This is a genomic window from Burkholderia sp. Se-20373 (genome assembly GCF_017104705.1).
Taxonomy (GTDB): Bacteria; Pseudomonadota; Gammaproteobacteria; order Burkholderiales; family Burkholderiaceae; genus Burkholderia.
In genome coordinates this window covers 44617-64779 of sequence record NZ_JAAGPH010000030.1, presented here as the reverse complement: position 1 = coordinate 64779, position 20163 = coordinate 44617, and the positions used below count along the sequence as shown (strand labels likewise).

Below are 20163 nucleotides of genomic sequence, written 5' to 3'. Positions count from 1 at the left end.
GCCCGCACGCCGCACGGGCCGGCCAGCACCGCGAGCGGCAGCGGCTCGCCCGCGCGTGGCACCCAGTCCGGCGCGGCCAGCCAGGCCAGCGGTTCGGCAAACAGCAGCGTGCCGTCTTCGCGCGGCGGGTCTTCGCCCGGCTCGTGCCGCACGATCACCGCATCGAACCGTCGTTCGTCGTATTGCGCGAGCAGGTTCGTCGACGTGCCGAGATGCATTTCGAGCGACAACCCGGGATCCTGCCGATGCAGGCTCGTGAGCACGGCCGGCAGGTCGGGCACGGCGACGTGCTCGCTGACGCCGAGCGACAGCCGGTGCGTACCGGCCGAGATCGCGCCCAGCGCGTGATCGTGCGCATCGAGCAGCGCGCGGGCGGCCGGCAGGAAATTCTCGCCGTCGGCGGCCAGCTTGACGACGCGCGGCGTGCGCGCGAGCAGCGGCTTGCCGAGGTGGGCCTCCAGCCGCTTCAGCTTCAGGCTGACGGCCGATTGGGTGGTGCCGAGCGCATCGGCGGCGCGCGTGAAGCTGGCGAGATCGGCGACCAGCACGAACGCGCGGACGGCATCGAGATCAAGGACTTTCATTTTCGATGTAAATGGATGAAATATTCATCGATGACTGTTCATTATAGTTCGGCGCGCCTAACCTGACGCTGTGTTTCCGTTCTTCAACGTCACCTTCACCGACAGGAGCAGGACCATGCCATTCACCCGTATCGCCGTGCGCGAAGGCAAGCCGGCCGCTTATCGTGCGGCGCTCGTCGACGGTGTGCATCGCGCGCTGATGCACACGTTCAACGTGCCCGAGGACGACATCTTCATGGTCGTCACCGAGCATGCGGCCGAGAACTTCGTGTTCGGTCGTCACTACCTCGATATCGAACGCAGCGACGATCTCGTGATGATCCAGATCACCGCGAACAACACGCGCACGCTCGAGCAGAAGCGGGCGCTGTACCGGGCGATCGCGGACAACCTCGCGCAGCGGCCGGGCGTGCGGCAGCAGGACGTATTCATCAGTCTTGTCGAGGTGCTGAAGGAGGACTGGTCGTTCGGCAACGGCCTCGCGCAATACGCCGTTTGACCTGCGACAGCACGACAGGGCCGGATCGTCGCCTGCGAATTTGGGCGACGTGTACTATGGAAGCAGCTTCACGGTTGACGCCGGCGCGCACGATGCGCCGGCGATTCTTCATGTGCAGGAGCCTCCATGTCGCGTGTGCTGGAAATCGTGTTGTCGCTGTCGCTGGAAGGGTGGCCGGTCAAGGCCGCGAGTCGTGCCCGAGGGGTGCAGCGTGATTTCGGCGCCGAACTCGTGCGCGCGTGGCGCATCTGCCCGCAGGTCCGGATGCGCCGCGGCCATGAGCGCGTGACGATCGAGCCGTGCCAGATCGAGGAGGCCGAGTCGAGCCCCGGCGCGAGCTGGTGGACGTGGGTCGAGTCGAATGCGCACGGCAGGCGGGTGGTCGCGTCGCGCACGAAGGCATTTGCGCCAGGCGTCACGGCGCGCGAACTGTTCGACGCCGAGCATGCGGGCATCGCCGTCGCGATGCCGCTGCCCGTGCCCGAGGCGGCCGCTGCGGCCGACGCCGGTGCACCGGCAGATGAAGTGAATGGCGTCGCGCCCGATGCCGCAGTACCCCCGGCCCCAAGCGTGCAGCCGGAATCGTCGGCGCTGCGCGTCGTCAGCGAACGGCGGCGCGGGCGCTGGGCCGACGACAGCGGCGTCGTGGTCGAGATGACCCTCGACGACGTCACGCTGCATCGCGGCAGCGAGCCGCCGCGCCGCTTCGTCGAGCTGCGCCTTGCGGCGCCCGACTGGGAGACGCTGCCCGCGCGCACCGCCGCGCTGCATGCGCTGTTTGCCGCCGCGCGCGAATTGAGCGGTGCGTGGCCCGCATTCGTGCAACTGACGAGCGTGATCGATCGCGCGTGCGCGGCCGAGCCGGCCGCCGACGGGCCCGTCAAGGCCAAGCCCGTCGACCTCACTGGCGTGCGCTCGCAGCGCACCGCGCTGTTCGCGCTGGCCGGCGACATCACCGCGCAGTGGCTCGGCAACGAGGGCGGGGTGCTCGAGCACGACGATCCCGAATTCGTGCACCAGATGCGTGTCGCGCTGCGCCGCCTGCGTACGCTGATGCGCTTTTTCCCGCGCTTTACCGACCGCCAGTGGCGCGACACGCTCGGTGTCGACCTGCGCTGGCTTGCGTCGCTGCTCGGCACGGTGCGCGACTGGGACGTGTTCGCGACCGAAAGCCTGCCCGCGCTGATCGCGGCCGACGGCGGCGACGGCGAGTGGAACGGTACGCTCGACGCGGCGCGCGCGCAGTGCGCGGCCGCGCGGGCCGAGTTGCGCCAGGCGCTGCATTCGGCTCGCTATGCGCGACTGACGCTCGGCTGGCTCGAGTGGCTGAGCTCGCTTGCGCTGCCGCCGGCCGAGGACGGCGACGCGCCTTCGCTGCGGCGCCACGCGACGAAGCGCGTGCGGCGGCTGTTCGGCCATCTGTATGCGTCGCCGTCGCTGACGTCGCTCGACACGGCCGCGCGCCATCAGGTGCGGATCGATGCGAAGCGGCTGCGCTATGCGCTCGAATTCTTCGCGTCGCTGGCGTCGCGCCGCACGCGCACCGAGACGGCCAAGACGCTCACGCGCGTGCAGAGCGTGCTCGGCGAAGCGAACGACACGATGGTCGCGCTGCAGCACCTCGAAAAATTGGCTGCGCCGCCGTACCAGCTCGGGTTCGTGCGTGGCTACGGCGCGGCGCTCGAGCAGCGCGCGGCGCGTGACGCCGAGACGCTGCTGGCCAGCCTGCGGCCGCCGAAGCTAGACGGCAAGCCGGGTTGAGCCGCACGCGCCGACTATAATGGCCGCCCGATTTCCCTACGCATCCCGATGACCGACGCACCGCATGCTTTCCCGTCCGCCGAACCGCTCGAACTGGGCGGCGAGCTGTGGCTGCGCGCCGGCGAGCAGACGCTCGGCGGCGCCACGCGCATCGCGTTGCTCGCGGCGATCGGCGACACCGGTTCGATCACGCGCGCGGCGAAGGCCGTCGGCCTCAGCTACAAGGCCGCGTGGGATGCGATCGACACGATGAACAATCTTGCCGGCGAACCGCTCGTCGCGCGCTCGACGGGCGGCAAGGGCGGCGGCGGTACGACGCTGACGCCGCGCGCGACGTTGCTGATCGCCGCGTTCCGCACGATCGAGCGCGAGCATCGCCGGTTCATCGAGGCGGCGAGCGCGGCCGTGGCCGGGTTCGACGTCGACTGGGCGCTGATCGGCCGGATCGGGATGAAGACCAGCGCCCGCAATCAGTTGTTCGGCAAGGTCGCATCGATCGTGCGCGGCACCGTCAACGACGAGGTTACGCTCACGCTGCCCGGCGGACAGCCGATCGTTGCGGTGCTGACGCACGAGAGCGCCGATGCGCTCGGCCTGCAGGTTGGCGCCGACGCCTGCGCGCTGGTGAAGGCGTCGTGGGTCGTGCTCGCGGTCGACGATGGCGGGCACGAGTTGAAGGTGTCCGCGCGGAATCAACTGCGCGGCAGCGTGGAAACCGTCGCGGCGGGTGCGGTGAACAGCGAGGTGACGCTGGCGCTCGACGGCGGCGGGACACTGACGGCCGTCGTGACCAACGACAGCGTCGAGGCGTTGCAACTCGACGCCGGCGAGCGGGCGATCGCGCTGTTCAAGGCGTCGAGCGTGATTCTTGCGGTGACGGGCTGACGAAGCAGGCCGGGCGGCGCGCATCGACGATCGTGTGACGGGCGGTGCGAAGCCGGCATCGCACAGCGCCTGCACGCACCGGCTTCGTTTCCGCTTTCAGCCTACGCCGCTACGCGCGGCTTCTCCCAGGCTCCAACCTGCCTGCCACGACCACGGCCTCGCGCGCTCACGTGACGCGCGTCGGCCACTCGGCGTGCGGCGGAGCCGCCTGCACGCGTCCTTCGCTCAACTGCACGACCTGGTCGCCGAACGCGGCGACGTCGTCGGGGTCGTGCGAGATCAGCACCATCGGGATATCGAGCCGCGCCTGCAGCTCGGCGAGCTCGTGACGCATGCGCTGGCGCATTGCGCCGTCGAGCGCCGCGAACGGTTCGTCGAGCAGCAGGATCCGCGGTTGCGCGACCAGTGCGCGCGCCAGCGCGACGCGTTGTTTCTGCCCGCCCGACAATTGCGACGGATACTGCCCCGCGAGCGCCTCGAGATCGAACGCCTGCAGCCAGTACGCGACTTCCGGCGGCACCGTCTTCGCGCGCGGATTGCGCAGCCCCGACGTAAGCCCGAATGCAATGTTCTGGCGCACGTTCAGATGCGGAAACAGCGCGTAATCCTGGAACAGGTACGCGACGCGCCGCTCGCGGGTCGGCACGTCGATGCGGCGCGCGGCGTCGAACAGCGGCTCGCCGTTCAGCGTGATCGTGCCTTCGTCGGGCGACAGCAGGCCGGCGATCGCCTGCAGCGTCATGCTCTTGCCCGCACCGGACGGCCCGAACAGCACGACGCGCTGCGTCGTTGCCGTGAACGACACGTCGAGCGTGAAGCGGCGCTCGGCGTTTGCGTAGGTCTTGCGGATGTCGACGACGAGGCTCATGCGTGCCTCCGTCGAAGCCGCTCGATAGCGAAAGACGATGAACGAGGCGAGCGCTTCATGTCAGCTGGTCCCGCCGGGCACGCGACGGCACGAGCCAGCCGGTCGCGAGCAGTACGAGCACGCAGGTGATCGACGTCACCAGCACGAGGAAGTTGGCCGTATTGTCGTCGCCGGCCTGGACGGCCGCGTAGATCGCGACCGACAGCGTCTGCGTGCGGCCGGGCAGGTTGCCCGCGATCATCAGCGTCGCGCCGAACTCACCGAGCGCGCGTGCGAACGCGAGCAGCGCGCCCGCGAGAATGCCGCGCGTGGCGAGCGGCAGCGTCACGCGGAAAAACACCGCGACTTCGCCGAGCCCGAGCGTGCGCGCCGCGCGTTCGAGGTGCGGATCCACGCCTTCGAACGCCGCCCTTGCCGACTTCAGTATCAGCGGAAACGCCACGACCATCGATGCGATCACAGCGCCTTGCCACGTGAAGACGAGCTCGATGCCGAGCGTGTCGAGCCACGCGCCGAACACGCCGCGCCGGCCGAGCAGGACGAGCAGGTAGTAGCCGAGTACCGTCGGCGGCAGCACGAGCGGCAGCGTCAGCACGGAATCGACGACGTCGCGCAGCGGCGAGCGCCAGCGCGCGAGCATGAACGCGGCCGCGACGCCGAGCACGATGTCGAGCGCGGTTGCCCAGCCGGCAACCTTCAACGACAGCAGCAGCGGTACCCAGGCGTCTTGCATCGCGCTACGCTCACTTGCCCGCGGGCTTGAAGCCGAACGTCGACAGCACGGCCTGGCCCTGCGGCGACGCGACGAAGTCGATGAACGACTGCGCCTGCGCGGCGTGGCGGCTGTCCTTGACCACGGCGATCGGATAGGTGATGGCCGCCTTCGTCGGCACGGTCAGCGCGACCTTCACGCGGCCCGGCATGATCGCGGCGTCGGTGCCGAACACGAAGCCTGCATCGACTTCGCCGCGCGCGACATAGTCGAGGCTCTGGCGCACGTTGGCGGCCAGCACGCCCTTCGCGCTGACGGCATCCCATACGCCGGCCGCGCGCAGCGCGCCTTCCGTGTAGCGGCCGACCGGCACCGACGCCGGATCGCCGTACGCGATGCGCTTCACGCCGGGCGCGGTCAGGTCGTGCAGCGACGTCGGCGCGGCGGCCTTGCTGTCCGCCGGCACGATCAGCACGAGCGAGTTCGCCGCGAAATCGCGGCGCGTGCCGGGCACGATCACCTTTTCGTCCGCCGCGCGATCCATCGCCTTCTGGTCGGCCGACGCGAACACGTCGGCCGGCGCGCCCTTGGCGATCTGCTGCATCAGCACGTCCGACGCGCCGAAGTTGAACAGCACCTTGGTCTCCGGATGCTGCTTCTCGTACGCGTCACCGACGGCCTTGAATGCGTTCGTCAGGCTGGCCGCGGCTGACACGACCAGTTCGTCGGCAGCCGAAGCGGGCGCGCTGAACGCGATACCGGCAGCGGCAAGCGTGGCGATCGGCAGCAGGCGAAGCAGGGTGCGGCGAAGCGGACGGACGGTTGAGCGCATGGCGGATTCGTTTTGAATGGGTGGAAACCGTAATCGTAATATAGGGCGGGTTATAACGCTCGACATACCGCTCATGCGACGGCGCGCATGTAATGGTCAGACGTGAAAAGAGGCGAACGCGACGACCGGGTGGCCGGTCACGTACGGAGCGTCTGCGGCGACGATTGGGTGCGCTGCAGCGACGACGGCTGAGATGCGGGGCGGTAGTTCGGGTTGGCCTTCCAGCGCGCGCGGACGAACGGACGCTCGTGGCCCGACAGTTGCAGCGCCACCTTGGTGACCCAACGATGTGACGGCACCGTGATGCCGTGCAGCGCCACGGTGACGAGCGCGAGGCTTGCGACGACCGCGGGCACCGACCAGCGGTGCGGCACCGCGCGCCACGAACCGGCGATGAACGCGATCGCGGCGATCGCGCCGACGATGCAGCCGGTGATCGATTCGGACGGCGAATGGGCGTCGAGCGCGACGCGCGACACGCCGACCGCGACGCCGGCCGCGAGCCCGAGCGCGATGCCGGCGAGTCGCAGCGGCGTGCGGGTGCGGATCAGCGCCAGGAAAATCGCGACCGGATAGACCGACGTCGACAGCATCGCATGGCCGCTGAACCCCGTGAAATCCCACTTGCGGATGCCGATTCCCCAGCCGAGGAACGCGATCTTCGTGAGCGCGACCACGCCGATCGCGGCCGCGAGCACGCCGAGCCACGCGGCCGCGCGCTGCCACGAGTAGCCGAGCGCGAGCCAGACGGCGATCGTGATCGCGAGCGGCAAGGTCAGGCCGGCGCCGCCGAACGCGGTGATCATGATCCACAGGTGAGACGACAGGTCGAACATCGGGAAGGGGACGAACGAAGGCGGGGAGGATGCTTAAATCAACGCGCGAGCCGGAAAGAACGACTACAACGGAAACAAGCGGCGAAGCCCCAGTATAGCGCCGCGTGCGCATGAGCCCCGTTTTTTGCGCGGCCGGGAACGATCCGCGTGCAGGAAAAGTCCGAGAAACAATGTTATGGTGCATTGCACAAAGACGAACGATGCATCCGCTGTGGTGCCCCTATTTTTCCTGACTGCGAGCCCGATCGATGACCAAAAGTCTGACCAAGGTGTGGCTGGGCGGCATGAAACGCATGCTGTCTCCGGCCGCCAAGCGCTCGGCGCGCGATGCGCAGCGCATCACACGCGATGCACTCGAGGCCGCGGCCTCCGCCGCCGTATCCGATCCGTCCCCGCCGCGCGAATCGCGCGTGCGACCGCGCGCGGCCGCATGGGCGGCCGGCGAGTGGACGCGCGGTGAACATCCGATGGCCCCCGCGCTGGGGCGCCTCGTCCAGAATCTCGCATACGGCCTTTATGTGCCGCCTGGCCGCCGGCGTGGCGCGATGCCGCTCGTGGTGATGCTGCACGGCTGCCAACAGTCCGTCGACGAATTCGTGCAAGGCACGCGGATGAACCTGCTGGCCGACAAGCACGGCTTTGCGGTGCTGTACCCGGAGCAGTCGCTGCGCGCGCACGCGCACGGCTGCTGGCACTGGTATGAAGATACCGACCGCGCGGGCCGCGGCGAGGTGAACGCGGTGGCGTCGCTCGTCGACGCGCTCGTCGACGAACACGGTTTCGACGCGTCGCGTGTCTATGTCGCGGGGTTGTCGGCCGGCGCGGGTCTCGCATCGCTCCTTGCACTGCACCATCCGGACCGTTTCGCGGCGGTGGCGCTGCATTCGGGCCCGGCGCTCGGCGAGGCGACCTCGGGCATCACCGCGATGGACGTGATGCGGCGCGGCGTGCGCCAGAATCCGGCGGCGGCCGTCGACGCGCTGGTCGATGCCGCCGCGTATCCGGGCATGCCGGCGCTGGTCGTCCAGGGCGACGGTGACCACGTGGTCGCGCCGAAAAATGCCGACCAGCTGACGGTGCAGTTCATGCGCCTGAACGGGCTTGCCGACAGCCGCGGCGCGTTGCGCGGCGGCGAGCGGGTCGAGACGCGCGACGCGGGCGCACAGATCACCGATGTCTGCCGCGACGGCGAGCCGGTCGTCCGGCTCTGCCATGTGAAAGGGCTCGACCATGCGTGGGCCGGCGGCGACGAAGCCGTGCCGTTCCACGCGGCGGTCGGCCCCGATGCGAGCGCGATGATCTGGGCCTTTTTCGAAACCCAGCGCCGCACTGTGGCGACCGAACGACGCACCTTCTGATCGACGCTGGCCAAAGACTAGGGTTTTCCCTATAATTCGGGAAAACCCTAGTCAAAGAACCTCTGGATTGCGAGATCAACCATGTACCTGCTGAGCCACCTCTTCCTGATGCTGACCAAGAACGCTGAAAAGGCCTCGAAAGAGCGCGCCGATGCGTACCTGGCCGAAGCCACCGACATCTATGATCTCGAATTCCGCATGCGCAAGATCGATCGCGAAGCGGCGATGAACCGCCCGTACACGTTCGGTTCGCGCTAAGGGGCGCAGGGCGGACAGTCAGGTCCGCCGCTCCGGCGAGTCACGCAGCAGAAAAGGGCGCGTGCGGCTCCATGCCGCACGCGCCCTTTTTGCATTCCAGGCCTGGTGTCGCGTCAGACGACCGTCAGGCGCACCGGCACGTTGTTACGCGTCGCGTTCGAGTACGGGCACACGTGGTGCGCCTTTTCGACCAGCGCTTGCGCGTCGGCCTTGTCGAGCCCCGGCAGCGACACGCGCAGTTCGATGTCGAGCCCGAAGCCGCCTGCGTCATTCGGGCCGATGCCCACTTCCGCCGTGACCTGCGTGTCGGCCGGCAATGCTTTCTTGTCCTGGCCGGCAACGAATTTCATCGCGCTCAGGAAACAGGCCGAGTAACCTGCGGCAAACAGCTGCTCCGGATTCGTGCCTTCCGCGCCCGTGCCGCCGAGTTCGCGCGGCGCGGCCAGCTTCACTTCCAGCTTGTTGTCAGCGGATACCGCGCGGCCGTCGCGGCCACCCGTGCTCGTGGCGCTGGTCTTGTACAGAATGTTCATCGTGCAGCTCCTGTCTGGAAAAGGGAGGAAAGCGGCCCGGTCGAACGGGGTGTCGCCGGCCACACACAAACAATAGAGCACAAATCATTTGTGTGCAAATGAATTTTTGAAGAAAAAGGCCGGTATCGTCGGGCCGGTTCATCGAGGCTCGGCTGTCAGCGTTCGTTGGCGGCCGAGAGCGCGTCGCGCAACTGCTGAAGATCGGCGCGCAGCCTGACCAGGAAGTCGGGCGATTGCTGCATCGCGCAGAAGAGATCGGCGGGCACCGAGCGCGCGCGCTCCTTCAACGCACGGCCCTCCGGCGTCACAAGCACGTTCACGATGCGTTCGTCGGCTGCGCTGCGCACACGCTCGACGTAGCCGAGCGCCTCCAGCCGCTTCAGCAGGGGCGTGACCGTGGCCGGGTCGAGGTCGAGCCGCGCGGCGATGTCCTTCACGGCGATGTCGTCGCGTTCCCACAGCACGAGCATCGCGAGATATTGGGGATAGGTCAGCGACAGCTTGTCGAGCAGCGGCTTGTACGCCTTCGTCATCGCGTGCGAAGTCGAGTAGAGCGCGAAGCAGAGTTGCTCGTCGAGTGTCTGGGGCAGCGGAGGCAGGCGGTCCATGATTCGGGCGGCGCGGCGAACGCGCGAACAATTTGTACGCAAATTATTTTGCGCGCAAAAGATCCGGATGAACAGGGGCGATCGGCGATGACCGGTGGCTGACGGAGTCGGCGGAGGGGAGGGAGATGCCGGGGGAGGCCGCCCGGCGCGGAGAACGGCGGGCCGGCGCCGCGCGCCGGCCGGACAGACTTCAGCGGCCCGACGTGGTAGTTGTCGCGCCCGGTTCCTGTACGCCGAAGCAGCCGCGATAGGTCGCGTAGAACGAGCAGTACAGCATCGTGACGATGATGATCGTCACCGGCATCATGATCGTCAGCGCATAGGCGCCGGCGCCGAGCGCCTGCAGCAGCAGCGACAGCGCGAGCGACGTGCCGAGCGCGACGGCGAACCACAGTACGCCGTACACGACGAACGCGCCGCGATTGCGCCAGCAGCTGACGACGCTGAAGAACAGCGCCTTGGCGGGCGGGACGTCATGCCACGCGACCAGCACCGGCGCGAACCAGAACAGCATCGCGACCGGCAGGTAGAGCAGCGTCGCGAAGAACAGCGCGCCGAGCGTGCCTTGCGCGGCGAGCGCCTCCGGCGTCGTGCTGGCTTCGTCCGCCGCGCCCATCATCACGTGGAACAGCGCGCCGCCGTCCACGAACGACGACGCGGCGAACACGATCACCATCGACGCGACGTAGATCACGCCGAGCACGAGCAGCCGCTGGGTCGCGACGGTGCCGTACGAGCGGAAGCCGTCGACGAGGATCGTCGGCATCACGGGCTTGCCGGCCACCGTGTCGCGGCACGCGGCCATGAAGCCGACCGCGACACCGGGAATGAAGACCAGCGGCAGCGCGGAGCCGATCACGGGCACCATCGATATCAGCGTGATCGCCAGCAAGTACGTGAAGAACAGCGTGATGAACGCGAGCGGGTTCCGGCGGAACAGCCAGACGCCTTGACGGAACCAGACATAGCCCGTTTTGGCGGGCACTTCGATCAGTTGCATGCGGTGTGGATCTCGGGAAGCGCGGGCGTATGCGCGATACGCTCGCGCAGGATGCGTTCGAAATGGCCGGGGTCGTGCGGCTTGAGCATCTCGGCCGCGCGCGGCAGGTAGAAGTCGTACAGGCGCGACACCCAGAAACGGTACGCGCCCGCGCGCAGCATGTCGCTCCAGTGGCGGCGCTCCTCGGCCGTGAACGGCCGCACGGTCTGGTACGCGCGCAGCAGCGCGTCGGCGCGCGCGACGTCGAGCACGCCGGTCGCGAGGTCGACGCACCAGTCGTTGACCGTGACCGCGACGTCGAACAGCCACTTGTCGCAGCCCGCGAAATAGAAGTCGAAGAAGCCGCCGAGCCGCACGTCGTGGCCGGTGCCGGGCGCCGCGTGCGCGAACAGCACGTTGTCGCGGAACAGGTCGCAATGGCACGGCCCGGCCGGCAGCGCCGCGTAGTCGTCCGACGCGAAGAAGCTGGCCTGGTGCGCGAGTTCGCCTTCCAGCAGCGCGCGCTGCTCATCCGTGATGAACGGCGCGATCGCCGGCACGTTCTCCTGCCACCACGGCAGGCTGCGCAGGTTTGGCTGGTTGCGCGGATAGTCGCGGCCGGCGAGGTGCAGGCGCGCGAGCATCTGCCCGACCTCGATGCAGTGTTCGACCCCCGGCGCCAGTTCGGCCGAACCGTCGAGCTTCGTGACGATCGCGGCCGGCTTGCCGTGCAGCATGCCGAACAGCGCGCCGTCGTCGCGCGGGATCGGATCCGGCACCGGCACGCCATGGCCGGCCAGATGGCGCATCAGGTCGAGGTAGAACGGCAGCTGTTCCGCCGTGAGCTTTTCGAAGATCGTGAGGACGTACTCGCCGCGCGTCGTCGTCAGGAAGAAATTGCTGTTCTCGATACCGGACGGAATGCCGCGGAACGCAAGCACGTCGCCCAGTTCGTAGTGGCGCATCCATTGCGCGAGATCGGAGTCGGAAACAGCAGTGAAAACGGCCATGCGGGATGCGTCAGGTCAGGGTGTCGGCACGCGGGCGGCGTGCGTCGCGACATCGGGTGAAGGGAGGCGGCACGCGGCGTTCGGTGCCGCGCGCCACGGAATCAGTAGCGCAGGTTCAGCGACGGCAGGCGCGTGATCGGGATGCCCGCGTCGTGCGGCTTCGGCGACGTATCGGGCGTCGAGCTCATCTGGTAGCGCGTGCCGAAGTTCGACTTCACGTCGATCTCGACCGGCTTGCCGCGATCGCGGTACTCGGTGACTTCGGTGCCGTTCTTGCTTTTTTCGTGAAAGCTCGGCGTGCGGCGGATGTCGGCGAAGTCGACTTTCGACGTGACTTCGGCGCCCGGCCGGTTGATCTTGCGGAGATCGGGCAGGCCGGCGGCCTCGTTGGCCTCGGCCCGAGCCTGCGCGTCGGCGTCAGGCGTGCCGCCGGCGGCGTAAGCGGCGCTGGCGGCGGCAAACGCGGCGGCAGCGACGACGAGAATGAGCGGCTTCATGATGAGTCTCCAGTGAACCCACCGATTTTAGCAAATACTGCGCCCCATCCGGCCCTCGCGTGCGTAGGGGCAGCCATAAGGGCGACCGGGTTCCGTGGTAATGTCGTCGGATCAGACGAGGTAATTAAAATGAAGAACGACTTGAGCCGCCGGCACCGTGTGCTGACGCCCGAAAGCCCGTCAGTCGAGGCTTTCGACGATCCGATCGCCGCCGTCGCGCGGCTGTCCGCCATTTACGACACGAACACGGGCTTCCTGCGCGATGCGTTCGCCCGCTATCGCCGCCACGAATCGATTACCGAGCACGTGCGCGCGTGCTACCCGTTCGTGCGGATCCGCACCGACGTCAACACGCACGTCGATTCGCGCCGCTCGTACGGTTTCGTCGCGGGCCCGGGCGTATTCGAGACGACGGTCACGCGCCCTGATCTCTTCGCGAACTACTATCGCGAGCAACTGCGCCTGCTGGCGAAGAACCACCACGTGAAGATCGAGATCGGCGTGTCGTCGCAGCCGATTCCGATCCATTTCGCGTTTCCGGAAGGCATCCATCTCGAGGGCGAGCTCGACCGCGACCGCCTGCTCGCGATGCGCGACATCTTCGATACCCCCGACCTGTCGTATCTCGACGATCGCATCGTCAACGGCACGTTCGAGCCGGCGCCGGGCGAGCCGCATCCGCTCGCGCTGTTCACGGCTGCACGCGTCGACTTCTCGCTGCACCGGTTGCGCCACTACACGGCGACGTCGCCCACGCATTTCCAGAACTACGTGCTCTACACGAACTACCAGTTCTACATCGACGAGTTCGTGAAGCTGGGCCGCACGGTGATGACGGAGAGCGACGATCCCGAGGTGCGTGCCTACCGGAGCCAGTACAGCGCGTTCGTCGAGCCGGGCGATGTCGTCACCTACAACGCGAACCTCGGCAGCGAGCCGGCCGAGGGCAACGCGCCGCCGCGCCTGCCGCAGATGCCCGCGTATCACCTGAAGCGCGCGGACGGCAGCGGGATCACGATGGTCAACATCGGCGTCGGCCCGTCGAACGCGAAGACGATCACCGATCACATCGCGGTGCTGCGCCCGCACGCATGGGTGATGCTCGGTCACTGCGCGGGGCTGCGCAACACGCAGCGTCTCGGCGACTACGTGCTCGCACACGGTTACGTGCGCGAGGATCACGTGCTCGACGCCGACCTGCCGCTGTGGGTGCCGATTCCGGCGCTCGCCGAAGTGCAGCTCGCGCTCGAGCGCGGGGTGGCCGACGTCACGCAACTTGATGGCGTCGAGCTGAAGCGCGTGATGCGTACGGGCACGGTCGCGAGCGTCGACAACCGCAACTGGGAGCTGCGCGACCATCGCGAACCCGTGCAGCGCCTGTCGCAGAGCCGCGCGATCGCGCTCGACATGGAAAGCGCGACGATCGCCGCGAACGGCTTCCGCTTCCGCGTGCCGTACGGCACGCTGCTGTGCGTGTCGGACAAGCCGCTGCACGGCGAGCTGAAACTGCCGGGCATGGCCGATACGTTCTATCGCGGGCAGGTCGACCAGCATCTGCAGATCGGCGTGAAGGCGATGGAGATCCTGCGCACGAACGGGCTCGACAAGCTGCATAGCCGGAAGTTGCGGAGCTTCGCGGAAGTGGCGTTCCAGTAACGTCGACGGCACCGCGCCGCGGCGTCCGCAACGGCCAAGGCCGCACGCGAATGTTGGTTCGCGTGCGGCCTTTTGTTTTTTGCCAGTGCTGCAGTGCCCGGGCCGAACGGCCCGGCGGTCATGCGCTCAGCACTCACCCTTCTTCGCGTGTCCCGGCGGGCAGTGATAGCCGCGATCGCCATGGCCGTGATGACGCTGGTGGTCTTCCCACTCGCGGCGTTCCCAGTAGCGGCGGCCGTCCCAGTAGCGGTCGCCATGCCAGCCGACGATCACCGCGGGTGCCGGGGCGACCATGACGGGCGCGGGCGCGACGACGACCGGCGCGGGCGTGCCGATATTGACGTCGACGTTGACGGCGTGGGCGAGGCCGGACAGCGAAAGGCCGAGGCCGGCGAAGGCAAGGGCGATCAGCGAGCGTTGCATGTTCTTTTCCGTGATGTCGTTATAAAAGGCCGGCGCGACGCGATGGAAGCGAGGGGGGCCGTTCCACCGGGGGAACGCCGCGCCGACACATGCAGTGTGCTGGCGTGCGACGGAAAACGCGAGGCCGGGTTGTTACGGAGGATTGGCGGCCGGCAGGCGAGGGGGGCGGGCGTCGGGCCGCGTCATTTGACAATGGCGGCCTGCGTGAGCGGATGATGGCGCGTGCCGCACGGCACCGGCTGCGCGGATTTGACATTCGATGGCGCGCAGCCACGAAGCGCGATTAACGGCGCGTTACAAAGTGACACGCGGCAGGTGGCGAAATCGCCACGTCTGCCGCGCGGGAGGGGCGCGCCGGCCGTCGGGCCGGCGGTCGTCTTGGATGGATTACAGGTAGAACATCCGGTCTTCTTCGGGGCGCGGCGGATGGCCTTCATCGTCCGAACCTTCTTCCTCGCCGCTGTCCTCGTAGAACGCGAGCACCGCGTCGAGCACCTGGTCGGGATCGTCGATCACCTGCATCAGGTCCATGTCTTCCGGATTGATGAGGCCCATCGGAATCAGCTGGTCGCGGAACCACTGCAGCAGCCCTTTCCAGAACTCGCTGCCGACGAGAATGATCGGCACGAGGCGCGACTTCTTCGTCTGGATCAGCGTGAGCACTTCCGACAGTTCGTCGAGCGTGCCGAAGCCGCCCGGCATCACGATCACCGCATCCGAATTCTTCACGAACGTGACCTTGCGCGTGAAGAAGTGGCGGAAGCGCAGCGAGATGTCCTGGTAGTGGTTGCCGGCCTGCTCGTGCGGCAGCTCGATGTTCAGGCCGACCGACGGTGCCTTACCGGCGTGCGCGCCCTTGTTCGCGGCTTCCATGATGCCCGGGCCGCCGCCGGAGATCACGGCGAAGCCGGCGTCGGACAGCTTGCGTGCGATCTGCACGGCGAGCTTGTAGTGCGGCGTGTCGGGTTTGAGGCGGGCAGAACCGTAGATGCTGACAGCCGGGCGGATCTCCGACAGGTACTCGGTCGCCTCGATAAACTCTGCCATAATCGTGAACATCTGCCACGATGCGCGCGCCTTCTTGGCCGTCGCGCGTTCTTGATCTGCGAGCGAACGCAGACTCGGAATCACTTTTCTCTTGTTCATAATGCCTGAAGAACGAAATCTGGAAGGTAAGACCCTGCTATTGGTTGACGGTTCGAGCTATCTGTATCGGGCTTACCATGCGATGCCTGATTTGCGTGGCCCTGGCGGGGAGCCGACCGGAGCGCTCTACGGAATCATCAACATGCTGCGCCGTATGCGCAAGGAAGTCAGTGCAGAGTATAGCGCTTGCGTGTTCGATGCAAAGGGCAAGACGTTCCGTGACGACCTTTATGCCGACTATAAGGCAAACCGTCCGTCGATGCCGCCCGACCTCGCATTGCAGGTCGAGCCGATCCACGGCGCCGTGCGTGCGCTCGGCTGGCCGCTGCTGATGGTCGAAGGCGTCGAGGCCGACGACGTGATCGGCACGCTCGCGCGCGAAGCCGAGCGCCACGGGATGAACGTGATCGTGTCGACCGGCGACAAGGATCTCGCGCAGCTTGTCACCGACCACGTCACGCTCGTCAACACGATGACCAACGAGACGCTCGACCGCGACGGCGTGATCGCGAAGTTCGGCGTGCCGCCGGAGCGCATCATCGACTACCTCGCACTGATCGGCGATACCGTCGACAACGTGCCGGGCGTCGAGAAGTGCGGGCCGAAGACGGCCGTGAAATGGCTGGCGCAGTACGACAGCCTCGACGGCGTGATCGAGCATGCGGGCGACATCAAGGGCGTGGTCGGCGACAACCTGCGCCGCGCGCTCGACTTCCTGCCGCTCGGCCGCAAGCTCGTGACCGTCGAGACGGCCTGCGATCTCGCGCCGCATCTCGAATCGATCGAGGCGTCGTTGAAGACCGACGGCGAGGCACGCGACCTGCTGCGCGACATCTTCGCGCGCTACGGCTTCAAGACCTGGCTGCGCGAAGTCGACAGCGCGCCGGCGGAAGGCGGCGGCGCCGACGCGCCGGAAGGCGAGCCGGCGCCGGTGGTGGCGGCCGACATCGTGCGCGAATACGACACGATCCAGACCTGGGAGCAATTCGACGCGTGGTTCGCGAAGATCGACGCGGCCGAGCTCACTGCATTCGACACCGAGACGACCGCGCTCGACCCGATGCTCGCGCGGCTCGTGGGCCTGTCGTTCTCGGTCGAGCCGGGCAAGGCGGCGTATCTGCCGGTTGCGCATCGCGGCCCCGACATGCCCGAACAGCTTCCGCTCGACGAAGTGCTCGCGCGCCTGAAGCCGTGGCTCGAATCGGCTGATCGCAAGAAGGTCGGCCAGCACCTGAAGTACGACGCGCAGGTGCTCGCGAACTACGACATCGCGCTGAACGGCATCGAGCACGACACGCTGCTCGAATCGTACGTGGTCGAATCGCATCGCACGCACGACATGGACAGCCTTGCGCTGCGTCATCTCGGTGTCAAGACGATCAAGTACGAAGACGTGGCCGGCAAGGGCGCGAAGCAGATCGGCTTCGACGAAGTCGCGCTCACGCAGGCCGCCGAATACGCGGCCGAAGATGCGGACATCACGCTGCAACTGCATCACGCGCTGTATCCGCAGGTCGCGCGCGAACCGGGCCTCTTGCGCGTGTACCGCGAGATCGAGATGCCCGTGTCGCTCGTGCTGCGCAAGATGGAGCGCACGGGTGTGCTGATCGACGATGCGCGCCTGCAGGCGCAGAGCACGGAAATCGCGACGCGCCTGATCGAGCTCGAAGCGCAGGCGTACGAACTGGCGGGCGGCGAATTCAATCTCGGCTCGCCGAAGCAGATCGGGCAGATCTTCTTCGAAAAGCTGCAGTTGCCGGTCGTGAAAAAGACGCCGAGCGGCGCGCCGTCGACCGACGAGGAAGTGCTGCAGAAGCTGGCAGAGGACTACCCGCTGCCGAAGCTGCTGCTCGAGCATCGCGGGCTGTCGAAGCTGAAGTCGACCTATACCGACAAGCTGCCGCGCATGGTGAACCCTTCAACGGGCCGCGTGCACACGAACTACGCGCAGGCCGTCGCGGTCACGGGCCGCCTGGCATCCAACGATCCGAATCTTCAGAACATTCCGGTGCGCACGGCCGAGGGGCGGCGGATCCGCGAGGCGTTCATCGCGTCGCCGGGCCACCGGATCGTGTCGGCCGATTATTCGCAGATCGAACTGCGGATCATGGCACACATCTCGGGCGACGCGTCGCTGCTGCGCGCGTTCTCGCAGGGCGAGGACATCCATCGCGCGACGGCCGCCGAGGTGTTCGGCGTGACGCCGCTGGAGGTCAATTCCGACCAGCGCCGGATTGCGAAGGTGATCAACTTCGGGCTCATCTACGGGATGAGCGCGTTCGGGCTCGCGTCGAACCTCGGCATCACGCGCGATGCGGCGAAGCTCTATATCGATCGTTATTTCGCCCGCTACCCGGGTGTCGCGCAGTACATGGAAGACACGCGCTTGGTTGCGAAGGAGAAGGGCTACGTCGAAACCGTTTTCGGCCGCCGCCTGTGGCTGCCCGAGATCAACGGCGGCAACGGTCCGCGCCGCCAGGCGGCGGAGCGCGCGGCCATCAATGCGCCGATGCAGGGCACGGCGGCCGACCTGATCAAGCTGTCGATGATCGCGGTGGACGACTGGCTCACGCGCGACAAGCTCGCGTCGCGGATGATCATGCAGGTGCACGATGAACTGGTGCTCGAGGTACCCGACGGCGAGCTGTCGCTCGTGCGCGAGAAACTGCCGGAAATGATGTGCGGCGTGGCGAAGCTGAAGGTGCCGCTGGTAGCTGAAGTAGGCGCCGGCGCGAACTGGGAAGAGGCACACTGACGCACCGTTGCGCGGTTCCCGATTCCTGCGGCATATTGTTGCAGGGATGCTGAATATCGAGATGGTTTGCTTGTGGTCAACGCGCAAGCTCCCGGACAATGCATGTCATTGACACGGGGGCAGCGCGCCCCGCGTTCCGGGTTGGGCGCATCGAAGTGCTTCGAACTGCACATCGATGATGTCCGAACCGGTTAATCCACCGGGTCGCGCGAATGCATCGCGTTCGCATCGTCCGGCGGCAGCAGTTTCGAATCGCAAAGGGGGGAACAGATGCATCGGATCATCATCGTAGGCGGCGGCGCGGGCGGCCTGGAACTGGCGACGCGGCTCGGCGACCGTTACGGCGCGCGCGGCAATCGTCCCGCGCGTGCACTTGTCACGCTCGTCGACCGCAATCCGACCCACATCTGGAAACCGCTGCTGCACGAGGTTGCGGCCGGCAGCATGGATCCGTTCACGCAGGAGCTCGAATATGCGGCGCAGGCGCGCTGGCACGGCTTCGAGTTCCAGCAGGGCGGGTTGACCGGGCTCGACCGCGCGGCGAAGCGCATCACGCTGTCACCCATCAACGACAGCGACGGCGAGGAGTTGTTGCCGGCGCGCGAGCTGGAATATGACACGCTCGTGATCGCGATCGGCAGCACGACTCACTTCTTTGGCGTGCAGGGCGCGGCGGAAAACGCGATCGCGCTCGATACGGTTGGCGAGGCCGAGCGCTTCCGCAAGCGGCTGATCGCCGCGTGCATGCGCGCCGAACATCAGGCGCCGGCGCCTGCAGCACCGGGTGAAGCGGCCGAGCCGCGCATCCAGGTCGCGATCGTCGGTGGCGGCGCGACCGGCGTCGAGCTGTCCGCCGAACTGCGCAATACCGCGCAGGTGTTGTCGGCCTACGGGCTGCACAAGCTCGACCCGCGGCACGACGTCGGCATCGTGCTGATCGAATCGGGGCCGCGGATCCTCCCGGCGTTGCCGGAGCGCGTGTCGTCGGCGACGGCCGAACTGCTCGAAAAGATCGGCGTGCGGCTGATGCTCGCGGAGCGCGTGACCGAGGTGGCGCCCGGGGCCGTCCATACGGCGAGCGGCAAGACGGTGCGGGCTGACCTGACGGTCTGGGCCGCGGGCATCAAGGCGCCGTCCGTGCTCGCCAATCTCGATGGCCTCCAGGTCAACAAGCTCGGCCAGCTCGACGTGCGCCGCACGCTGCAGACCTTCACCGATGACAACGTGTTCGCGCTCGGCGATTGTGCGGCATGCGCATGGCCCGGCAACGAGCGCAACGTGCCGCCGCGCGCGCAGGCTGCGCACCAGCAGGCGAGCTTCCTGCTGAAGGCAATCGGCTGTCGGCTCGACGGGCGCCCGCTGCCCGAGTTCACCTATCGCGACCTGGGCTCACTCGTGTCGCTCGGCCATTTCAGCGCGGTCGGCAACCTGATGGGCGGGCTGATCGGGGGCAACATGCTGATCGAGGGGCTGTTCGCACGCTTCATGTACATGTCGCTGTACCGAATGCACATCGCCGCGCTGCACGGCTACCCGCGCATGATGCTCGATACGGTCGCGCACTGGCTGCGGCGCACGACGCTGCCGCGCGTCAAGCTGCACTGAGCGCGCATTCGCGCGGGAAGCGGGCGGGGAGTGCGCATGTCGTGCGTGGTCTCCGCCCGTTGTTCCTTGCGGGCAGCCGGGCTGTCGTGCCGACGTGTGACGGGCAACTTCGACCTCGTGTTTTTCGTTTCAATTCGCAAGCATCCGGGCGCACAACCGGTGTCGACATGCGGCTCTTCGCATTGCGATTCGATGGGCCGCCTGCGGGTTTCTGTGCCGCCGAATCAACCCGCCGTAATCGAGTCTTACATATCCGACAGTTGACGCGACAACGGATTATTGGGCATCTTGTCCGGGTTTCCGTTCGCGGCGGGGTGCCAACCGCCGCGACATCCGCGCCGCGCGCCGGCGCGATGCC

At 67.3% G+C, this 20163-nt stretch carries 20 protein-coding genes; 8 read left to right on the top strand and 12 right to left on the bottom strand.

Features of this window, described 5'->3' with window-relative positions:
* The coding region (locus G3N96_RS13145) for a LysR family transcriptional regulator (protein WP_206137480.1) at window positions 1-584 on the bottom strand (584 nt) is incomplete at its 3' end.
* 115 nt (window positions 585-699) lie between these two features.
* Here G3N96_RS13145 and G3N96_RS13140 point away from each other — a divergent pair.
* The 3 genes from G3N96_RS13140 to G3N96_RS13130 all read left to right on the top strand — a co-directional run bounded on the left by G3N96_RS13140 (window position 700) and on the right by G3N96_RS13130 (window position 3729).
* The gene (locus G3N96_RS13140) at window positions 700-1083 is read left to right on the top strand and encodes a tautomerase family protein (RefSeq protein ID WP_124576301.1); all 384 of its coding nucleotides are present in this window, start codon (window positions 700-702) and stop codon (window positions 1081-1083) included.
* Window positions 1084-1209: 126 nt separating this feature from the next.
* Window positions 1210-2844: a CHAD domain-containing protein gene (locus G3N96_RS13135; protein ID WP_206137479.1), complete on the top strand. Its 1635-nt coding sequence runs from the start codon at window positions 1210-1212 to the stop codon at window positions 2842-2844.
* A gap of 48 nt (window positions 2845-2892) precedes the next feature.
* Complete coding sequence (locus G3N96_RS13130) at window positions 2893-3729, top strand: TOBE domain-containing protein (RefSeq protein WP_206137478.1); 837 nt, start codon at window positions 2893-2895, stop codon at window positions 3727-3729.
* Between the two features lie 166 nt (window positions 3730-3895).
* Here G3N96_RS13130 and G3N96_RS13125 read toward each other — a convergent pair whose 3' ends face one another.
* From G3N96_RS13125 to G3N96_RS13110, 4 genes are all read right to left on the bottom strand, one after another.
* Window positions 3896-4597 (bottom strand): ATP-binding cassette domain-containing protein, encoded by a 702-nt coding sequence (locus G3N96_RS13125; RefSeq protein WP_124576304.1) that lies wholly within the window; start codon window positions 4595-4597, stop codon window positions 3896-3898.
* A gap of 55 nt (window positions 4598-4652) precedes the next feature.
* Window positions 4653-5330, bottom strand: a complete 678-nt coding sequence (modB, locus tag G3N96_RS13120) for a molybdate ABC transporter permease subunit (RefSeq protein ID WP_069251074.1) — start codon at window positions 5328-5330, stop codon at window positions 4653-4655.
* Window positions 5331-5340: 10 nt separating this feature from the next.
* Complete coding sequence (gene modA / locus G3N96_RS13115; RefSeq protein ID WP_124576305.1) at window positions 5341-6141, bottom strand: molybdate ABC transporter substrate-binding protein; 801 nt, start codon at window positions 6139-6141, stop codon at window positions 5341-5343.
* Window positions 6142-6278: 137 nt separating this feature from the next.
* Window positions 6279-6977: a phosphatase PAP2 family protein gene (locus G3N96_RS13110; RefSeq protein ID WP_206137477.1), complete on the bottom strand. Its 699-nt coding sequence runs from the start codon at window positions 6975-6977 to the stop codon at window positions 6279-6281.
* 248 nt (window positions 6978-7225) lie between these two features.
* Between G3N96_RS13110 and G3N96_RS13105 the strand changes: the two genes are divergently transcribed.
* Together G3N96_RS13105 and G3N96_RS13100 are read left to right on the top strand one after the other, a co-directional pair.
* Entirely contained in the window at window positions 7226-8335 is a 1110-nt protein-coding gene (locus G3N96_RS13105) for a PHB depolymerase family esterase (RefSeq protein ID WP_206137476.1), read from the top strand.
* Window positions 8336-8416: 81 nt separating this feature from the next.
* Complete coding sequence (locus G3N96_RS13100; protein WP_069251078.1) at window positions 8417-8593, top strand: DUF3563 family protein; 177 nt, start codon at window positions 8417-8419, stop codon at window positions 8591-8593.
* A 113-nt stretch (window positions 8594-8706) separates the two neighbouring features.
* Here G3N96_RS13100 and G3N96_RS13095 read toward each other — a convergent pair whose 3' ends face one another.
* The 5 genes from G3N96_RS13095 to G3N96_RS13075 all read right to left on the bottom strand — a co-directional run bounded on the left by G3N96_RS13095 (window position 8707) and on the right by G3N96_RS13075 (window position 12220).
* Window positions 8707-9126, bottom strand: coding sequence for an organic hydroperoxide resistance protein (locus G3N96_RS13095; protein WP_039358076.1), 420 nt, complete (start codon window positions 9124-9126; stop codon window positions 8707-8709).
* A gap of 155 nt (window positions 9127-9281) precedes the next feature.
* Window positions 9282-9734, bottom strand: coding sequence for a MarR family transcriptional regulator (locus G3N96_RS13090; protein ID WP_089428013.1), 453 nt, complete (start codon window positions 9732-9734; stop codon window positions 9282-9284).
* A gap of 190 nt (window positions 9735-9924) precedes the next feature.
* Complete coding sequence (locus G3N96_RS13085) at window positions 9925-10734, bottom strand: BPSS1780 family membrane protein (protein ID WP_069251080.1); 810 nt, start codon at window positions 10732-10734, stop codon at window positions 9925-9927.
* Window positions 10725-11723, bottom strand: coding sequence for a homoserine kinase (locus G3N96_RS13080; RefSeq protein ID WP_206137475.1), 999 nt, complete (start codon window positions 11721-11723; stop codon window positions 10725-10727). Before G3N96_RS13080 ends, G3N96_RS13085 begins: the two co-directional genes overlap by 10 nt.
* Before the next feature lie 101 nt (window positions 11724-11824).
* Window positions 11825-12220 carry a hypothetical protein gene (locus G3N96_RS13075; protein ID WP_021160838.1) on the bottom strand — a complete coding sequence of 132 codons (396 nt, stop codon included), beginning with the start codon at window positions 12218-12220 and terminating at the stop codon, window positions 11825-11827.
* A gap of 129 nt (window positions 12221-12349) precedes the next feature.
* Between G3N96_RS13075 and G3N96_RS13070 the strand changes: the two genes are divergently transcribed.
* Window positions 12350-13876, top strand: a complete 1527-nt coding sequence (locus G3N96_RS13070; RefSeq protein WP_124576310.1) for an AMP nucleosidase — start codon at window positions 12350-12352, stop codon at window positions 13874-13876.
* A 126-nt stretch (window positions 13877-14002) separates the two neighbouring features.
* Here G3N96_RS13070 and G3N96_RS13065 read toward each other — a convergent pair whose 3' ends face one another.
* The gene (locus tag G3N96_RS13065; protein ID WP_124576311.1) at window positions 14003-14299 is read right to left on the bottom strand and encodes a hypothetical protein; all 297 of its coding nucleotides are present in this window, start codon (window positions 14297-14299) and stop codon (window positions 14003-14005) included.
* Window positions 14300-14686: 387 nt separating this feature from the next.
* Complete coding sequence (locus G3N96_RS13060; RefSeq protein WP_089497407.1) at window positions 14687-15445, bottom strand: TIGR00730 family Rossman fold protein; 759 nt, start codon at window positions 15443-15445, stop codon at window positions 14687-14689.
* A gap of 1 nt (window position 15446) precedes the next feature.
* Here G3N96_RS13060 and polA point away from each other — a divergent pair, with 1 nt between their 5' ends.
* Together polA and G3N96_RS13050 are read left to right on the top strand one after the other, a co-directional pair.
* A complete protein-coding gene (gene polA, locus G3N96_RS13055; RefSeq protein ID WP_124576312.1) occupies window positions 15447-18200 on the top strand; it encodes a DNA polymerase I in 2754 nt (917 codons plus the stop codon).
* Window positions 18201-18470: 270 nt separating this feature from the next.
* Window positions 18471-19805 (top strand): NAD(P)/FAD-dependent oxidoreductase, encoded by a 1335-nt coding sequence (locus G3N96_RS13050; RefSeq protein WP_124576313.1) that lies wholly within the window; start codon window positions 18471-18473, stop codon window positions 19803-19805.
* The last annotated feature ends 358 nt before the right edge of the window (window positions 19806-20163 follow it).